Here is a 15,144-nt window from a genome sequence, read left to right on the forward strand (position 1 = left end):
CGTCAGCGGTATCGCAGCCAGATGATCAGCATGCCGACCAGCGTCAGCAGCACGATGATCCACGGCGCCAGCTTGTTGAGGGTGAACTGCAACGCAGTGAGCTGCTGCCCGGGAGCCACCGCGAACACGTCCGAGCGACTGCCGGCCGCTAGGTCGAACAGCGCGGCACCGACGGTGATCACCGCGCCGACGACGAAGATCACCCACGGCGGGATGCCGATCGTCTTGTCGACATCGCGCATCATCCCGGTCCAGCCCAGCAGGGCCACGAACATGCCGACCAGGCCGATCAGGGCCACCACGATCGCGATCACGCGACTGCGGTCGGCCGCGTCGCTGCCCGGCAGCACGGGTTCCTGGGTGCTCATGGCGCCTCCTCGTTTGCTGGTTGTCGGGGCCGAGAGTAGCGGGAACGGCGGTCCTCGCGCCGGATCAGCGGCCCTCGAACTTGGCCTTGCCGGGCCCGTTCTCGAGGAACGACCTCATCCCGGCGGCGCGGTCCTTGGTGGCGAACAGCGACGCGAACTGCTGGGTCTCAATCGCCAGGCCGGTGCCCAGATCGACGTCGACACCTCGGTCGATCGCCTCCTTGGCCGCGCGCAGCGCGAGCCGCGGGCCGCCGACGTATGGCGCGAGCTTCGCCTTGGCCGACTCCAGGACGGTGCCGGGCTCGACGAGTTCGTCGACCAGCCCGATCGCGAGTGCCTCCTGCGCCGAGACGAAACGGCCGGTGAAGACCAGGTCCTTGGCCTTCGCCGGGCCGACCAGCCGGGTCAGCCGCTGGGTGCCACCGGCGCCCGGGATGATGCCGAGCAGGATCTCCGGCTGGCCGAACGTCGCGTCGTTCGCGGCAACCCGGAAGTCGCAGGTCATCGACAGTTCGCAGCCGCCGCCCAGCGCGTAACCGGCGACCGCGGCGACCGTCGGCTTCGGGATCGCGGCGATCGCTGCGAAGCACTCCTGCAGGCGGGCCGCCCGGCCGACCATCTCGGCGTGGTCGAGCGGCTCCATCTCCTTGATGTCGGCGCCCGCGGCGAAGACCTTCTCCCCGCCATACACGATCGCGGCGGCGATCTGGTCGTCCTGGGTCACCGCCGCAGCGGCGGCGGCGAGCCCCTCCTGGATGTCCTTGTTCAGCGCGTTCATCTTCGGCCGGTCGACGCGGATGACGCCGATGCCGTCCTGCACGCTCAGCGAGACGAACTCGCCGAAGGCGGTGTCGGTCACGCCTGCTCGCCGTCCGCCGGGGGCTGCTCGCCGTCCGCGCCCGGCTGGCCGATGTTCGGCGGCTGCGCCGAGGTCGCCGCGTGCGGGCCGTCGCCGGTCACACTCTGGTGCCACAGCTGCACGGCCTGCAGCACCATCTGAGTGGTCGACTGCACCAGCGAGCGCACGTCGTCGTTCTGCGCGACGAGGTGCTCTCCAGTGACGACCAGCGTGCCGTTGGCGATGCCGGTCTTGATGATGTTGAGGCTGAGAGTCACGTCGTTGGCGGCGAGCAACTGCTTGGTGACGTCCTGCGGCAGGTCGTCGGTGATCTGCCACTGACCGAAGATGCGCAGCATCGCCGGCTCGCCCTCCATGCAGCGGGCGAACAGCTGCTGGCCCTCGACCTTGTAACTGACGTCGCCGTCGGAGTCGATGTCGGGGCGGAAGCCCTCGTCCTGCAGGGCGTCCAGGACCCGGCCGCGCAGCGGGTGCTCGTCGGCGGGCGGCGGGAAGTTGGGCAACGAAGTCGGATCAGTCATGTGAGCCACGCTACTTGACCGGCAGGGCGCTCAGTACCCTCCCCACCATGCCCGCCAGCGACCCTCTCGTCAGTGTCCGCAACTCACCCGACGCACCGCCCCCACTGGGCGCAACCATCACCGAGGACGGCGTCGAGTTCGCGGTGTATGCCGATCGCGCGACCGCCGTGCAGCTGTGTCTGTTCGACGTGGACGGCACCGAACGCCGGCTCCCGCTGACCGCGCACGCGCACGGGGTGTGGGCGGCGCACGTCGCGGGCGTCGGCGCCGGGCAGCGTTACGGATACCGCGCAGCCGGGCCGTGGGCGCCGGAGCAGGGCGACCGGTTCAACGACGCGAAGCTGCTACTCGACCCCTACGGTCGCGGCATCGTCGGCGAAGTCACTTGGCGTCCGGAGATTTTCGGGCATCGGGTCGACGACTCGTTGGCCGGTGACGGGGCCGTCCGGGACGACCGTGACAGTGCGCCATACGTGCCGCGCAGCGTGGTTGTCGCCGACGGGTTCGACTGGGGCGACGACAAGCCGCCACACACTCCGTGGGATCGCACGGTCCTCTATGAGACGCACGTGCGTGGCCTGACCAAAGAGCTGCCGGACGTCCCCGAGCACCTGCGCGGGACGTATGCCGGCGTCGCGCACCCGGCGACGATCGCGCACCTTCAGCAACTCGGCATCACGGCGGTCGAGCTGCTGCCGGTGCACGCGTTCACCTCGGAGCCGGGTCTGGTGCAGACCGGCCGGACGAACTACTGGGGTTACAACACACTCGGCTTCTTCGCGCCGCACGCGTCATACGCCTCGGCGGCGAAGCCGCAGGAGGTCATCGCCGAGTTCAAGGGCATGGTCAAGCTGCTGCATGCGGCGGGCATCGAGGTGATTCTCGACGTGGTCTACAACCACACCGCCGAGCAGAGCGCGGGCGGTGGTGCGACGTTGTCCTGGCGCGGGCTGGCCGAGGCGACCTACTACCGGCTGGACGAGCGCGGCAACGACGTCGACGTGACCGGCTGCGGCGACACCGTCGACCTGCGGCAGCCGGCCGGCCTGCGGATGGTGCTGGACTCGCTGCGCTACTGGGCGCAGGAGATGCACGTCGACGGCTTCCGCTTCGATCTCGCGCCGGCGCTGGCGCGCGGCGCGGACGACGCGTTCAACCCCGACCACCCGTTCCTGATGGCGCTGCGTTCCGATCCGGTGCTGTCCCGGGTCAAGCTGATCGCCGAGCCGTGGGATGTCGGCTCGCACGGCTGGCGCACCGGACAGTTCCCGCCGCCGTTCGCCGACTGGAACGACCGGTTCCGGGACACCGTGCGCGATTTCTGGCTGTGCGACGTCGCGGCCGACCTGGCCGGTCAGCCGGCGCACGGCGTGAGCGACCTCGGCACCCGGCTCGCCGGGTCCCGCGACTTGTTCGGGTCGCGGTCACCGATGGCGTCGATCAACATCGTCACCACCCACGACGGTTTCACCGCCGCCGACCTGACCGCCTTCAACACCAAGCACAACGAGGCCAACGGCGAGGACAACCGGGACGGCAACGACAACAACCACTCGTGGAACTTCGGGGTCGAGGGCCACGAGGGCGTGCACTCCGAGCTCGAACAGCACCGGCGCCGGGCGATGCGCAACCTGCTGGCGACGCTGCTGCTCTCGTCCGGCGTGCCGATGCTGCTGGGTGGCGACGAGTTCGGACGCACTCAACAGGGCAACAACAATGCCTACTGCCAGGACAACGAGATCAGTTGGTACAACTGGAAACTCGAGGATTGGCAACGCAATCTCGCGGACACCACGGCGTTCCTGGTGGAGTTGCGCGCCGCGCACCCGGTGCTGCGGCAACGCGAGTTCTTCCCGGGCGACCCGATCGACGGGGACACCCTCGCCGCGCTGCACTGGCACGACGCCGACGGCGCGGTGATGACAGCGGACAAGTGGAACGACGGGTCGACCCGCACTGTGCAGGTCGTCTTCGACGGCACCGACGTGCAGGACGACCGGCTGCTGCTGGTGCTGCACGGTGCCGCGCACGACGGACCGGTGCGGCTGCCGGAGCAGACCGGCGTCACGACGTGGGACCTGGTCTGGGAGAGCAGCTACGACCGGCCGGACCAGGTGCCGAGCAAGGAGGTCGCGGTCGGCGACGAATATCCCATGACCGCAGCCTCGTTCGCCGTATGGCGGGGACGCTGACCCTAGCTTGTGGCCGCGCGCCGACGAGCCGTGTGCCGCAGCCACCACAAGCCGACCATCGGCAGGATGAGCGGCACGTAGCCGTAACCCTGCCCGAACCTCGACCACACGGTGGTGTCCCCTGCCTGGCCGGCCGCGACGAACGCGGCCTTGTCGACATACGACCAGATGCCCACGGCGATCACGCCAAGAAGCTCGAAACTTATGGTTCCCAGCGCGATTCGCGCGCTGGTGCGATCGCCGCGGGCAAGGGCAACGGTGGCGACGCAGTAGACGACGGCGGCCAGCGCCGACAGCCAGTAGGGCAGGTGCTGGTCGGGCCAGGTCTGCGCGATCTGCATGACCGAGCGACCGGTCGCCGCGAGCGCGAAGAGGCCGTAGACCGCCACGAGCATCCGCCCCGGGCCGGTGTTGATCGATGTTGCCGCTCGAGCCACCGACTCAGCTCCCGTTCCACAGTTGCAGCAGGCGGCCGACCATCACCAGCAGACCGAGGGCGCCCACGAGCACGACGCCGGTCCCCCACCGGGTGGTCCGCTCGGCGATGCCCCAGAAGCCGGCGACCGGCAGCACGAGCACCAGCCCCGCCAGGTAGGCGATAAACAGCCCCTGCGACATGTGCGCCGGGCTGTCACCGATCCGCGCGATGCCGACCACCAGCTGCGCGATGACCGCGAGCTCGGCGGCGCAGGCCAGGTAGAACATCGGGTTGTCCATCGCCCGCCCGGCGATCGTGGCGTAGGCGGCGTATCCGGCCAGCGCCGCCAGCAGCACGACAAGTACGACGGTGAGGGGCAGCAGCACCCGGACATCGTACGGAGCCGGCGTTCCTATGCGTTCACCACCAGGCCCAGCTCGACCGGGTTGGCCAGCGCGGGGTGCTTGGGCAGCACCCGGACGGTGTAGCCGAATGCGCCGGACCGGCGCAGCGCGACCGACCCGTCGAAGCGCCAGCGGCCGTCGCCGAGATCCTGCGCGGCTGCGAGGTCGACGACCTCGACGTCGCGCAGCTCGTCGCTGTCGCTGGCCCGGCCGTGCACCGCTTGCACGGTGACCTGGTCGGGCGCGAGCCCGGCAAGCTGGACGTAAGCCCGCACGGTGAGCTGGTCACCGACCAGCGGCGCGTCGCTCACGCCTTCGGCTTCGACGTGCTCGATCTGCAGGTGCGAGAAGGCGTTTCGCGCGTTCTCCCGGTATGCCGCGAGGTCCCGGGCAAGGGCGTAGTCGTCGCTGCTGGCCGCACGCCCGGCGATCGCGGCCGGGGTGTAGAGCAACGTGGTGTAGTCGCGCACCATCCGGGTTGCGAGCACCTTCGGGCCGAGCACCCGCAGCGTGTGCTCGACCATCTCGACCCAGTGCTGCGGCACGCCCTGCTCGTCGACGTCGTAGAACCGCGCCGCGACCTGCGACTCGATCAGGTCGTAGAGCGCGGCGGCCTCGAGGTCGTCACGCCGGCTCTCGTCCATCGTCGGCGTGCCCGTCACGCCGGTCGGGTCGGCGGACGGGATGGCCCAGCCGTTCTCGCCGTCATACCACTCGTCCCACCAGCCGTCGAGGATCGACAGATTGAGCCCACCGTTCAGCGCGGCCTTCATGCCGGAGGTGCCGGACGCCTCGTAGGGCCGCAGCGGGTTGTTGAGCCAGACGTCGACGCCGGGCATCAGCGTCTGAGCCATCTCCATGTCGTAGTTGGGCAGGAAGACGATCCGCTGCCGCAGCTGCGGGTCATCGGTGAAGCGCACCATCTCCTGGATCAGCTTCTTGCCCGTCTCGTCGGCCGGGTGCGACTTGCCCGCGATGACCAGCTGGATGGGCCGCTCCGGGTGCAGCAGCAGTGCCTTCAGCCGCTCGGGGTCGCGCAGCATCAGCGTGAGCCGCTTGTAGGTCGGCACCCGCCGCGCGAAGCCGATCGTCAGCACGTCGGGGTCGAGGATCTGCTCGGTCCAGCCCAGCTCGGCCTCGCTTGCGCCGCGGGTACGCGCGGACTTGCGCATGCGGGTGCGCACGTCGGCGACCAGCTGCTCGCGCAGCGCCCGCTTGACCGCCCACAGCTCGGCACGCGGGATGCGGTCGACGTGATCCCAGCCGATCGCCTCGCGCACGTCCTGCTCGCCGAGGTGGCGCCGGGCCAGGTCCACCACCTTCGGATCCATCCAGGTCGGCGCGTGAACACCATTGGTAATGCTGGTGATCGGCACCTCCGTGTCGTCGAAGCCGGGCCACAGCACGTCGAACATCTCGCGGCTGACCTCGCCGTGCAGCAACGACACCCCGTTGCTGCGCTGTGCCATGCGCAGGCCCATCACGGCCATGTTGAAGATGCCGGGCTGACCGCCGTCGTAGTCCTCCGCGCCGAGCGGCAGCACGCGGTCGACCGGCACCCCGGCGAGCTCGCCGTGCCCGCTGAAGTGTGCCCGGACCGCCTCAGCATCGAAGCGGTCGATGCCGGCCGGCACCGGGGTGTGCGTGGTGAAGACGTTGCTGGCGCGCACCACCTGCTGCGCCTGGTCGAAGTCCAGGCCTTGCCGGGTGACCAACTCACTGATCCGCTCCACCGAGAGGAAGCCGGCGTGACCCTCGTTGCAGTGGTAGACCTCGGGCTCCGGCGCACCGGTCAGCCGGGACCAGGTGCGCAGCGCCCGCACGCCACCGATGCCGAGCAACATCTCCTGCTCGAGGCGCTGGTCGCCGCCCCCGCCATACAGCCGGCCGGTCAGCTCGCGGGCGGCCGCGTCGTTGCCCTCGACGTCGGAGTCGAGCAGCAGCAACGGCACTCGGCCGACCTGCGCCTTCCAGATCCGGGCCCGCACGGTGCGCTCGCCGGGCAGGGCGAGCACGACTTCGGCCGGGGTGCCGTCGGCCTCACGCACCAGCGACAACGGCAGGTCGTCGGGGTCGAGTAGCGGGTAGGTCTCGAGCTGCCAGCCGTCGGCCGACAGCTGCTGCTTGAAGTAGCCGGACTTGTAGAACAGGCCGATCCCGACGATCGGGACGCCGAGATCGCTCGCCGACTTCAGGTGGTCGCCGGCGAGGATGCCGAGGCCGCCGGAATACTGCGGCAGCACGTGCGTCAGCCCGAACTCGGCACTGAAGTAGGCGATCGACGCCGGCGCCTGCTGCTCGCCGCGGAAGTCGTCGTACCAGACCTTCGAGGTGAGGTATGACGACAAACCCTCGCTCGCGGCACGGACCCGGGCGACGAAGGACTCGTCCGCGGCCAGCTGCGCCAGCCGCTCAGGAGGCAGCGCCGCCAGCAGCGCGACTGGGTCCTCGTGCACCCGCTCCCAGGCCTGCGGGTCCATGTCCCGGAAGAGCTCCCGGGTGCGGCTGTGCCACGACCACCGCAGATTGGTGGCAAGTTCGGACAACGGGGACAGCGGCTCGGGCAGCGCGGTGCGGACATTGAAGCGACGGATGGCTCTCACGAGCACCGATGGTAGGGCGCTCGCCCATGGTCGCGGACACCAAAGGGTGAGGATGTGGCGAGCCGCTCATTCGTGCGGCCGGAGGTTGCGGCGACAGGTGTCAGTCGACGGTCGAGATTGTGTAGCGTCGGTGCGGTGACTGACCAGGAGCCGATCGCCCGTCCCCTGCCGACCACGAAAACCCCTACGCACAGCAAGACCCCGAGCGCGCGACCGATCGGTCGCATCCCGGTGCAGGATGTCGCGCCGTCCGTCGACGGCGGCGTGCTGCCGACCAAATCCGTTGTCGGGGAAGAGTTTCCGGTCACCGCCACCGTGTTCCGCGAGGGACACGACGCGGTCAACGCGACGATCGTGGTCACCGACCCCGACGACGTGACGACGCTGCTGCCGATGACCTTGACCAATCCCGGCCTGGACGCCTGGGAGGGCACGCTCGTCGCCGACCGGCCGGGTCTGTGGTCCTACCGGGTCGAGGGCTGGTCCGATCCCTACGGCACGTGGGAGCACGACGCCGTGATCAAGATCGCAGCCGAGGTGGACGTCGAGCTGATGCTCGAGGAGGGGGCGCGCGTCCTGGAGCGGGCCGTCGCCGAGGTGCCGCACACCGACGCCGACAAGTCCGTGCTGACCGACGCCATCGCCACCCTGCGGGACACCACGGCCCCGCCCGGCACCCGGCTCGCCGCCGGCACCACCGGCGAGGTCGAGCGCATCATGCGCGAGACGCCGCTGCGCGACTACGTCAGCGAAAGCGCCACCTACGCCTGGCTGGTCGAGCGCGACCGCGCGCTCTACGGCGCGTGGTACGAACTCTTCCCGCGTAGCGAGGGGGCCCACTTCGATCATGAGAAGGGGCAATGGGTTTCGGGCACGCTGCGCACTGCCCAGGAGCGGTTGCCGGCCGTTGCCGACATGGGCTTCGACGTGGTCTACCTCACCCCGATCCACCCGATCGGCACCACCAACCGCAAGGGGCCAAACAACACGCTGACCGCCGGGCCGCACGACCCCGGTTCCCCCTACGCGATCGGCAGCGCCGACGGAGGCCACGACGCCATACATCCCGACCTCGGGACGTTCGAGGACTTCGACGCGTTCGTCGCCCGCGCCGGTGAGCTCGGGCTGGAGGTCGCGCTCGACCTGGCGTTGCAGTGCTCCCCCGACCACCCGTGGGTGGCCTCGCACCCGGAGTGGTTCACCACCCGGGCCGACGGCACCATCGCCTACGCGGAGAACCCGCCGAAGAAGTACCAGGACATCTACCCCGTCAATTTCGACAACGACCCAGAGGGCATCTACGCCGAGGTGCGCCGCGTGGTGCAGGTGTGGATCGACCACGGCGTCAAGATCTTTCGGGTCGACAACCCGCACACCAAGCCGCTGGAGTTCTGGCAGTGGCTGATCGAGGACGTCGCCCGCGACCACCCCGACGTGGTGTGGCTCGCCGAGGCCTTCACCCGCCCGGCGATGATGGCGACGCTCGCCAAGATCGGCTTCCAGCAGAGCTACACCTATTACGCGTGGCGCAACGGCGCGGCCGAGCTGCAGGAGTATGTCGAGCAGCTCGCGTCGCAGGACGCGCCCTACATGCGGCCCAGTTTCTGGCCGACCACGCACGACATCCTCACCCCCTACATGCAGTACGGCGGACCCACCGCCTGGAAGCTGCGGGCCGCCCTGGCCGCGACCCTCGTGCCGACCTACGGCATCTACTCCGGTTACGAGCTGGTCGAGCACGTCGCGCGCCCCGGCGCCGAGGAGCAGATCGACAACGAGAAGTACGAGTACAAGGACCGCCGGTGGGAGCTCTACGAGCCCGGCGGGGAGCGTGAGGGGCAGTCGCTCGCGCCATACCTGAAGCAGCTCAACGAGATTCGCCGTGCGCACCCGGCGTTGCACTGGCTGCGCAACATCACCTTCCACCGGGTCGACGACCCGGCGCTGCTGGTCTTCTCCAAGCGTCGCGGCGACGATGTCATCGTCGTGGTGGCCAACACCGACCCGCACGCGACACGCGAGTCGACGATCCACCTGGACCTGGCGGCGCTCGGCCTGCAGCCTGGTGACTCGTTCGTCGCGCATGACCTGCTGACCGACTCGACCTGGCAGTGGGGCGAGCACAACTACGTCCGGCTGGGACCCGATGCCCAGCCGGTGCACATCGTCGAAGTCCGGAGGTTCTAGACCGTTGTCCGTCCAGGGATTCAGCCTGCAGCAGCCCGGTCTGCGTCACGACCCGCAGTGGTTTCGCAAGGCCGTCTTCTACGAGGTGCTGGTGCGTGCCTTCGGCGATTCGACCGGCAACGGCACCGGCGACTTCACCGGCCTGATCAACCGGCTCGACTACCTGCAGTGGCTCGGTGTCGACTGCCTCTGGCTGCCGCCGTTCTACGCCTCGCCGCTGCGGGACGGCGGCTACGACATCGCCGACTACCGCGCGGTGCTGCCGGAGTTCGGGACGCTGCCGGAGTTCACCGAGCTGGTGTCGCAGGCGCACGCCCGCGGCATACGCATCATCACCGACCTGGTGATCAACCACACCAGTGACCAGCACCCGTGGTTCCAGGCGTCGCGGTCGGACCCCGAGGGGCCTTACGGCGACTACTACATGTGGTCCGACACCGACGAGAAGTATGCCGACGCGCGCATCATCTTTGTCGACACCGAGGTCTCCAACTGGACCTTCGACCCGGTGCGCCGGGAGTTCTTCTGGCACCGCTTCTTCTCCCACCAGCCCGATCTCAACTTCGAGAACGAGAAGGTGCACGAGGAGATCTTCGAGATCGTCCGGTTCTGGATGGACCTCGGCATCGACGGGTTCCGCCTCGACGCGATCCCCTACCTCTACATCGAGGAGGGGCACAACGGCGAAAACCACCCGAGGACACACGAATTCCTCGCCAAGCTGCGCACGATGGTGGACGAGGAATACCCGGGTCGGGTGCTGCTGGCGGAGGCCAACCAGATGCCCGACGAGGTGGTCGACTACTTCGGCACCCCGGAGGATCCCGAGTGCCACATGTGCTTCCACTTCCCGATCATGCCGCGGCTCTACTACGCCCTGCGGGACGAGAAGGCGACCCGCATCATCGAGGTGATGGACGAGACGCCCCAGATCCCGGGCGGCACGCAGTGGGGCACGTTCCTGCGCAACCACGACGAGCTCACCCTCGAGATGGTCACGCCCGAGGAGCGCGCCGCGATGTACGGCTGGTACGCCCCCGACCCCCGAATGCGCGCCAACGTCGGCATCCGGCGGCGGCTCGCGACCCTGCTCGACAACTCGCGGGCCGAGACCGAGCTGATCAATGCGCTGCTGCTCTCGCTGCCGGGGTCGCCGTGTCTCTACTACGGCGACGAGATCGGCATGGGCGACAACATCTGGCTGGAGGACCGCGACGCGGTGCGCACGCCGATGCAGTGGTCACCCGACCGCAACGCCGGCTTCTCGACCTCGGACCCCGGAAAGCTATATCTGCCAATCGTTTCCAGCCTCGTCTACCACTACAACAATGTGAACGTCGAGGCCCAGATGGGCTCCGGGTCGTCGCTGCTGCACTGGACCCGGGAGATGCTCGCGATCCGGAAGCGCTACCCGGTCTTCGGTCTCGGCGACTACGCCACGCAGGAGACCGACAACGAGGCGATCCTCGCGTTCACCAGGTCGTTGCGTCCCGAGGACGACCCCGACGACGAGATCGAGGTGCGCGACGTGCTCTGCGTCAACAACCTGTCGAGTCGTCCCCAGTCGGTGACGGTGCAGCTGCCGGAGCGGTTCGCCGGAGCCCGGCTGCGCGACACGTTCGGCGGCGGCTACTTCCCTCCGGTCGGCGACGACGGCTCGGTCACGCTGACGCTCGGCTCCCGCGACTTCTTCTGGCTGGCCGTGCGCCCGCAGCAGGGAGACTGAGGCACCGATGGCGATCATCCACCGCGCGACCCTGACGCCGTCCAAGAAGGACCTCGTCGAGGCCTGGATCGGCGAACAGCGTTGGTATGTCGGCAAGGGCAGCGCCGCCAAGCTGCGCCCACTCGGCAGCTACCGCTTCGACGACCCGGCTGGTCAGGTCGGTGTCGAGGTGCTCTTCCTGGTCGACGAGTCGGGCGCCGAGCCGGTGGTCTACCAGGTGCCGGTGACCTACCGCGGCGCACCGCTGCCCGGCGGCGAGCACGCGCTCATCGGCAATGTCGAGCACTCCGCCCTCGGCCGCCGGTGGGTCTACGACGGCCCGCACGACCCGGTCTTCGTGGCCACCCTGCTGCGCGCGATGGTGACGGGCGGGCGACAGGCGACCGCCGAGGTGCACGACGACAGCGGCCCGACCGGCGAACTGCTGGACCCGCCGATCACCGTGCGAGGCAGTGGTTTTCGGCATGCGGCCGTCCCGGCGATCAGCGCGAGCCGCGTGTTGTCCGGTGAGCAATCCAACACCTCGATCATCGTCGAGACCGACGGTGACGACCCGTTGATCATCAAGGTGTTCCGTGTCGTGCAGCCCGGGGACAACCCGGACGTGGAGTTGCAGACCGTGCTGAGCGCCGCCGGCAGCGAGCATGTGCCGCAGATGATCGCCTCGTTGCGGGGCGAATGGCCAGCCGTTTCCGGAGAGTCGACCGACCTGCGCCCGGCCGGTGATCTGGCCTTCGCGCAGGAGTTCTTCCCCGGGGTGCGGGACGCGTGGCGCGAGGCGCTCGACGCGGCACGCGCCGACCGTTCGTTCGCCGAGCCGGCCCGGGCTCTCGGCGTTGCCACCGCGCAGGTGCACCGCCAGCTCGCGCAGGCGCTGCCGACCGCCGCTGCCGATGCCGACACCACCCGCAGGTCGCTGGACGCCATGCGGGCCCGGTTTGCTGCGGCCGCCGCTGCGGTGCCCGAGTTGGGTGGGCGCCGGCAGGAGTTCGAGGCGCTCCTTGCCGCTGCCGCCGACTCGGATTGGCCTGCGCTGCAACGGATCCACGGCGACTACCACCTCGGTCAGGTGCTCGACACCCCCGAGCGGGGCTGGGTGCTGCTCGACTTCGAGGGCGAGCCGCTGCGCCCGCTGCCCGAACGCACCCAGCTCGACCAGCCGCTGCGCGACGTCGCGGGCATGCTGCGGTCGTTCGACTACGCGGCGGGTTCGATCGAGCAGGAACTGGCCGGGCAGGGGTTGGTCGGGCAGGAGTTGGTCGGGCAGGGGCTCACCAACGGCGACCGGCGCGGCTGGGCCGCCGACGCACGCGCCGCGTTCCTCGACGGCTACGCCACCGAACTGGGCGCCGATCTCGCCGCGCACCGGGCGCTGCTCGATGCGTTCGAGGTCGACAAGGCCTCCTACGAGGTCGTCTACGAAGTGCGCAACCGCCCCACCTGGCTGCCGATCCCCCGCAGCGCGATCGACCGGCTACTGGGCGAGCCCAGCCCCGCCGGTCGAGGCGAATCCACCCCCGCCGGTGGAGGCGAGCCCGCCGGGGCCGACCTCACCCCCGCCGGTCGAGTAGGGCGAGCCCCCCAGGGCGAGCCCGTATCGAGACCAAGGAGCACCGACATGCCGACCGATACCCCGTCCACCGACGCCCTGCCCGACGACGCAGCGGCCAAGCTGCTCACCGGCCGCTACGGCGACCCGCACCAACTCCTCGGCCCGCACCAGGACCGATCCGGTGTGTTGGTGCGGGTTTTCCGCCCGCTCGCCCGGTCGGTGGAGGTGCAACTGCCGGACGGTTCGCGGTCGCCGTTGACCCACGAGGTCGAGGGGCTATGGAGCGGGCGGCTGCCGGTCGACGAGGTGCCGGACTACCGCGTGGTGACCACCTACGACGACGGGGTCGACCACATCGCCGACGACCCCTACCGCTTCCTGCCGACGCTCGGCGAGGTCGACTTGCACCTCATCGGCGAGGGCCGGCACGAGCAGTTGTGGACCGTCCTCGGTGCGCACGTGCGCAGTTACGCCGGCCCGCTGGGCGACGTGCGCGGCACGGCGTTCTCGGTGTGGGCACCCAATGCCCAGGGCGTCCGGCTGATCGGCGACTTCAACCTCTGGAATGGTCAGAGCCACCCGATGCGACAGCTCGGCACCAGCGGCGTCTGGGAGCTGTTCGTGCCCGGCGTCGAAGCGGGCACCCGTTACAAGTTCGACCTGCTCGGCCCCGACGGCGTATGGCGGGAGAAGGCCGACCCGATGGCGCGCCAGGCCGAGGTGGCACCCGCGACCGCGTCGGTCGTGACCGACACGTCATACGAATGGGGCGACGGCGACTGGCTGACGAAGCGTTCGTCGGTGGACGCGCACACCCAGCCGATGAGCATCTACGAAGTGCACCCGATGTCCTGGCGTCAGGGCAAGACGTGGCGTGACCTCGCCGACGAACTCGTCTCCTACGTCAGCGAACTCGGCTTCACCCACGTCGAGTTCATGCCGGTGATGGAGCACCCCTATCCGCCGTCGTGGGGTTACCACGTCACCGGCTACTACGCCCCGAACTCGCGGCTCGGCTCCCCCGACGACTTCCGCTTCCTGGTCGACAAGCTGCACCAGGCCGGCATCGGCGTCATCCTCGACTGGGTGCCGGGACACTTCGCGACCGATGAGTGGGCGCTGGCCCGGTTCGACGGCACGCCGCTCTACGAGCACCCGGACCCGCGGCGCGGGTGGCACCCCGAATGGGGTTCGTACATCTTCGATTTCGGTCGTCCGCAAGTGCGAAACTTCCTGGTCGCCAACGCGGTCTACTGGATGCAGGAGTTCCACGCCGACGCGCTGCGCGTCGACGGTGTGGCGTCGATGCTCTACCTCGACTACTCGCGCGGCGAGGGCCAGTGGGTGCCCAACAAGCACGGCGGCCGGGAAAACCTCGAAGCGGTGCAACTGCTGCAGGAAACCAACGCGACTACCTACCGGCGCATGCCGGGCACGGTGATGATCGCCGAGGAGTCGACCTCGTGGCCCGGCGTCACCAAACCGACCGACCAGGGCGGCCTCGGCTTCGGCTTCAAGTGGAATATGGGGTGGATGCACGACACGCTGGATTACGTTGCGCAGCAACCGATTTACCGGCGCTACCACCACGACAAGATGACGTTCGCGCTCGTCTACGCGTGGAGCGAGCAATTCGTGCTGCCGATCAGCCACGACGAGGTCGTGCACGGCAAGGGTTCGCTGCTGCGCAAGATGCCGGGCGACCGGTGGGAGCAACTGGCAGGCGTCCGGGCGTTCCTGGCCAACATGTGGAGCCACCCGGGCAAGCAGTTGCTCTTCATGGGTTCGGAGTTCGCGCAGGAAGCGGAGTGGGCCGACGGTCGCAGTCTCGACTGGTGGCTGCTCGACCAGCCCGCCCACCGCGGCATCGCGGAGTTGGTGCGCGACCTCAACGCGCTCTACACCGAGCACCCGGCACTGTGGCAGCTCGACCACGACCCGGACGGCTTCCAGTGGATCGACGCCAACGCTGCCGACGCAAACCTGTTCTCCTACTTGCGTTTCGAAGACTCCGAGCGCACGGGTGACGTGGTCGCCTCGGTGATCAACTTCAGCGGTGTCGAGGCGCGTGACGTGCGGGTCGGGCTGCCGCGCGGCGGCCGCTGGGCCGAGGTGCTCAACACCGACGCCGAGACGTATGGCGGTGCCGGCCGCGGCAACCTCGGCGGCGTCGAGGCGCAGGAGCAGCCCTGGAACGGCCAGCCCTACTCCGCGCTTGTCACCGTGCCGCCGCTCGGTGCGGTCTGGCTGACGCCGAATCGCACGTAGCGAGAACCCCGGGTGGTCGAGTAGGCCGAGGCGCTAGCCGAGGCCG

10 protein-coding genes are annotated in these 15,144 nt (G+C 69.3%); 4 read left to right on the plus strand and 6 right to left on the minus strand.

Features of this window, described 5'->3' with window-relative positions; all coding sequences use genetic code 11:
• Nucleotides 1–2 precede the first annotated feature (2 nt).
• From N2M23_RS08890 to N2M23_RS08900, 3 genes are all read right to left on the minus strand, one after another.
• Nucleotides 3–368 carry a hypothetical protein gene (locus N2M23_RS08890; RefSeq protein WP_265444832.1) on the minus strand — a complete coding sequence of 122 codons (366 nt, stop codon included), beginning with the start codon at nucleotides 366–368 and terminating at the stop codon, nucleotides 3–5.
• Nucleotides 369–432: 64 nt separating this feature from the next.
• Nucleotides 433–1,227 (minus strand): enoyl-CoA hydratase/isomerase family protein, encoded by a 795-nt coding sequence (locus N2M23_RS08895; protein ID WP_265444833.1) that lies wholly within the window; start codon nucleotides 1,225–1,227, stop codon nucleotides 433–435.
• Nucleotides 1,224–1,748 carry a hypothetical protein gene (locus tag N2M23_RS08900; protein ID WP_265444834.1) on the minus strand — a complete coding sequence of 175 codons (525 nt, stop codon included), beginning with the start codon at nucleotides 1,746–1,748 and terminating at the stop codon, nucleotides 1,224–1,226. Before N2M23_RS08900 ends, N2M23_RS08895 begins: the two co-directional genes overlap by 4 nt.
• 47 nt (nucleotides 1,749–1,795) lie before the next feature.
• On the opposite strand from N2M23_RS08900, the gene glgX reads away from it, so the two are divergent.
• Complete coding sequence (glgX, locus tag N2M23_RS08905) at nucleotides 1,796–3,940, plus strand: glycogen debranching protein GlgX (protein WP_265444837.1); 2,145 nt, start codon at nucleotides 1,796–1,798, stop codon at nucleotides 3,938–3,940.
• Between the two features lie 2 nt (nucleotides 3,941–3,942).
• On the opposite strand, the gene N2M23_RS08910 is transcribed toward glgX, so the two are convergent.
• Genes N2M23_RS08910 through glgP form a run of 3 tightly spaced genes read right to left on the minus strand, consistent with a single transcriptional unit; the run spans nucleotide 3,943 to nucleotide 7,365 of the window.
• The gene (locus tag N2M23_RS08910; protein WP_341870588.1) at nucleotides 3,943–4,377 is read right to left on the minus strand and encodes a hypothetical protein; all 435 of its coding nucleotides are present in this window, start codon (nucleotides 4,375–4,377) and stop codon (nucleotides 3,943–3,945) included.
• A 4-nt stretch (nucleotides 4,378–4,381) separates the two neighbouring features.
• Nucleotides 4,382–4,744: a hypothetical protein gene (locus N2M23_RS08915; protein WP_265444839.1), complete on the minus strand. Its 363-nt coding sequence runs from the start codon at nucleotides 4,742–4,744 to the stop codon at nucleotides 4,382–4,384.
• A 26-nt stretch (nucleotides 4,745–4,770) separates the two neighbouring features.
• Nucleotides 4,771–7,365: an alpha-glucan family phosphorylase gene (gene glgP, locus N2M23_RS08920; RefSeq protein WP_265444840.1), complete on the minus strand. Its 2,595-nt coding sequence runs from the start codon at nucleotides 7,363–7,365 to the stop codon at nucleotides 4,771–4,773.
• Nucleotides 7,366–7,500: 135 nt separating this feature from the next.
• Here glgP and N2M23_RS08925 point away from each other — a divergent pair, with 135 nt between their 5' ends.
• The 3 genes from N2M23_RS08925 to glgB are packed head-to-tail and all read left to right on the plus strand — an operon-like array spanning nucleotide 7,501 to nucleotide 15,098.
• Nucleotides 7,501–9,552 (plus strand): alpha-1,4-glucan--maltose-1-phosphate maltosyltransferase, encoded by a 2,052-nt coding sequence (locus N2M23_RS08925; protein ID WP_425270206.1) that lies wholly within the window; start codon nucleotides 7,501–7,503, stop codon nucleotides 9,550–9,552.
• Nucleotides 9,512–11,278 carry a maltose alpha-D-glucosyltransferase gene (gene treS, locus N2M23_RS08930; protein ID WP_425270207.1) on the plus strand — a complete coding sequence of 589 codons (1,767 nt, stop codon included), beginning with the start codon at nucleotides 9,512–9,514 and terminating at the stop codon, nucleotides 11,276–11,278. The genes N2M23_RS08925 and treS overlap by 41 nt, the downstream gene beginning before the upstream one ends.
• A 7-nt stretch (nucleotides 11,279–11,285) precedes the next feature.
• Nucleotides 11,286–15,098 carry a 1,4-alpha-glucan branching protein GlgB gene (gene glgB, locus N2M23_RS08935; protein WP_265444843.1) on the plus strand — a complete coding sequence of 1,271 codons (3,813 nt, stop codon included), beginning with the start codon at nucleotides 11,286–11,288 and terminating at the stop codon, nucleotides 15,096–15,098.
• Nucleotides 15,099–15,144: the final 46 nt, after the last annotated feature.

It is taken from the genome of Flexivirga meconopsidis (assembly GCF_026162425.1).
In the GTDB taxonomy this organism is placed as follows: Bacteria; Actinomycetota; Actinomycetes; order Actinomycetales; family Dermatophilaceae; genus Flexivirga; species Flexivirga meconopsidis.

Bases quoted from the DNA above. Each gene is read 5' to 3' on its own strand.
- N2M23_RS08890 (WP_265444832.1), bottom strand. From the start codon at position 368: ATGAGCACCCAGGAACCCGTGCTGCCGGGCAGCGACGCGGCCGACCGC.
- N2M23_RS08900 (WP_265444834.1), bottom strand. From the start codon at position 1,748: ATGACTGATCCGACTTCGTTGCCCAACTTCCCGCCGCCCGCCGACGAG.
- glgX (WP_265444837.1), top strand. From the start codon at position 1,796: ATGCCCGCCAGCGACCCTCTCGTCAGTGTCCGCAACTCACCCGACGCA.
- treS (WP_425270207.1), top strand. From the start codon at position 9,512: ATGCCCAGCCGGTGCACATCGTCGAAGTCCGGAGGTTCTAGACCGTTG.
- glgB (WP_265444843.1), top strand. From the start codon at position 11,286: ATGGCGATCATCCACCGCGCGACCCTGACGCCGTCCAAGAAGGACCTC.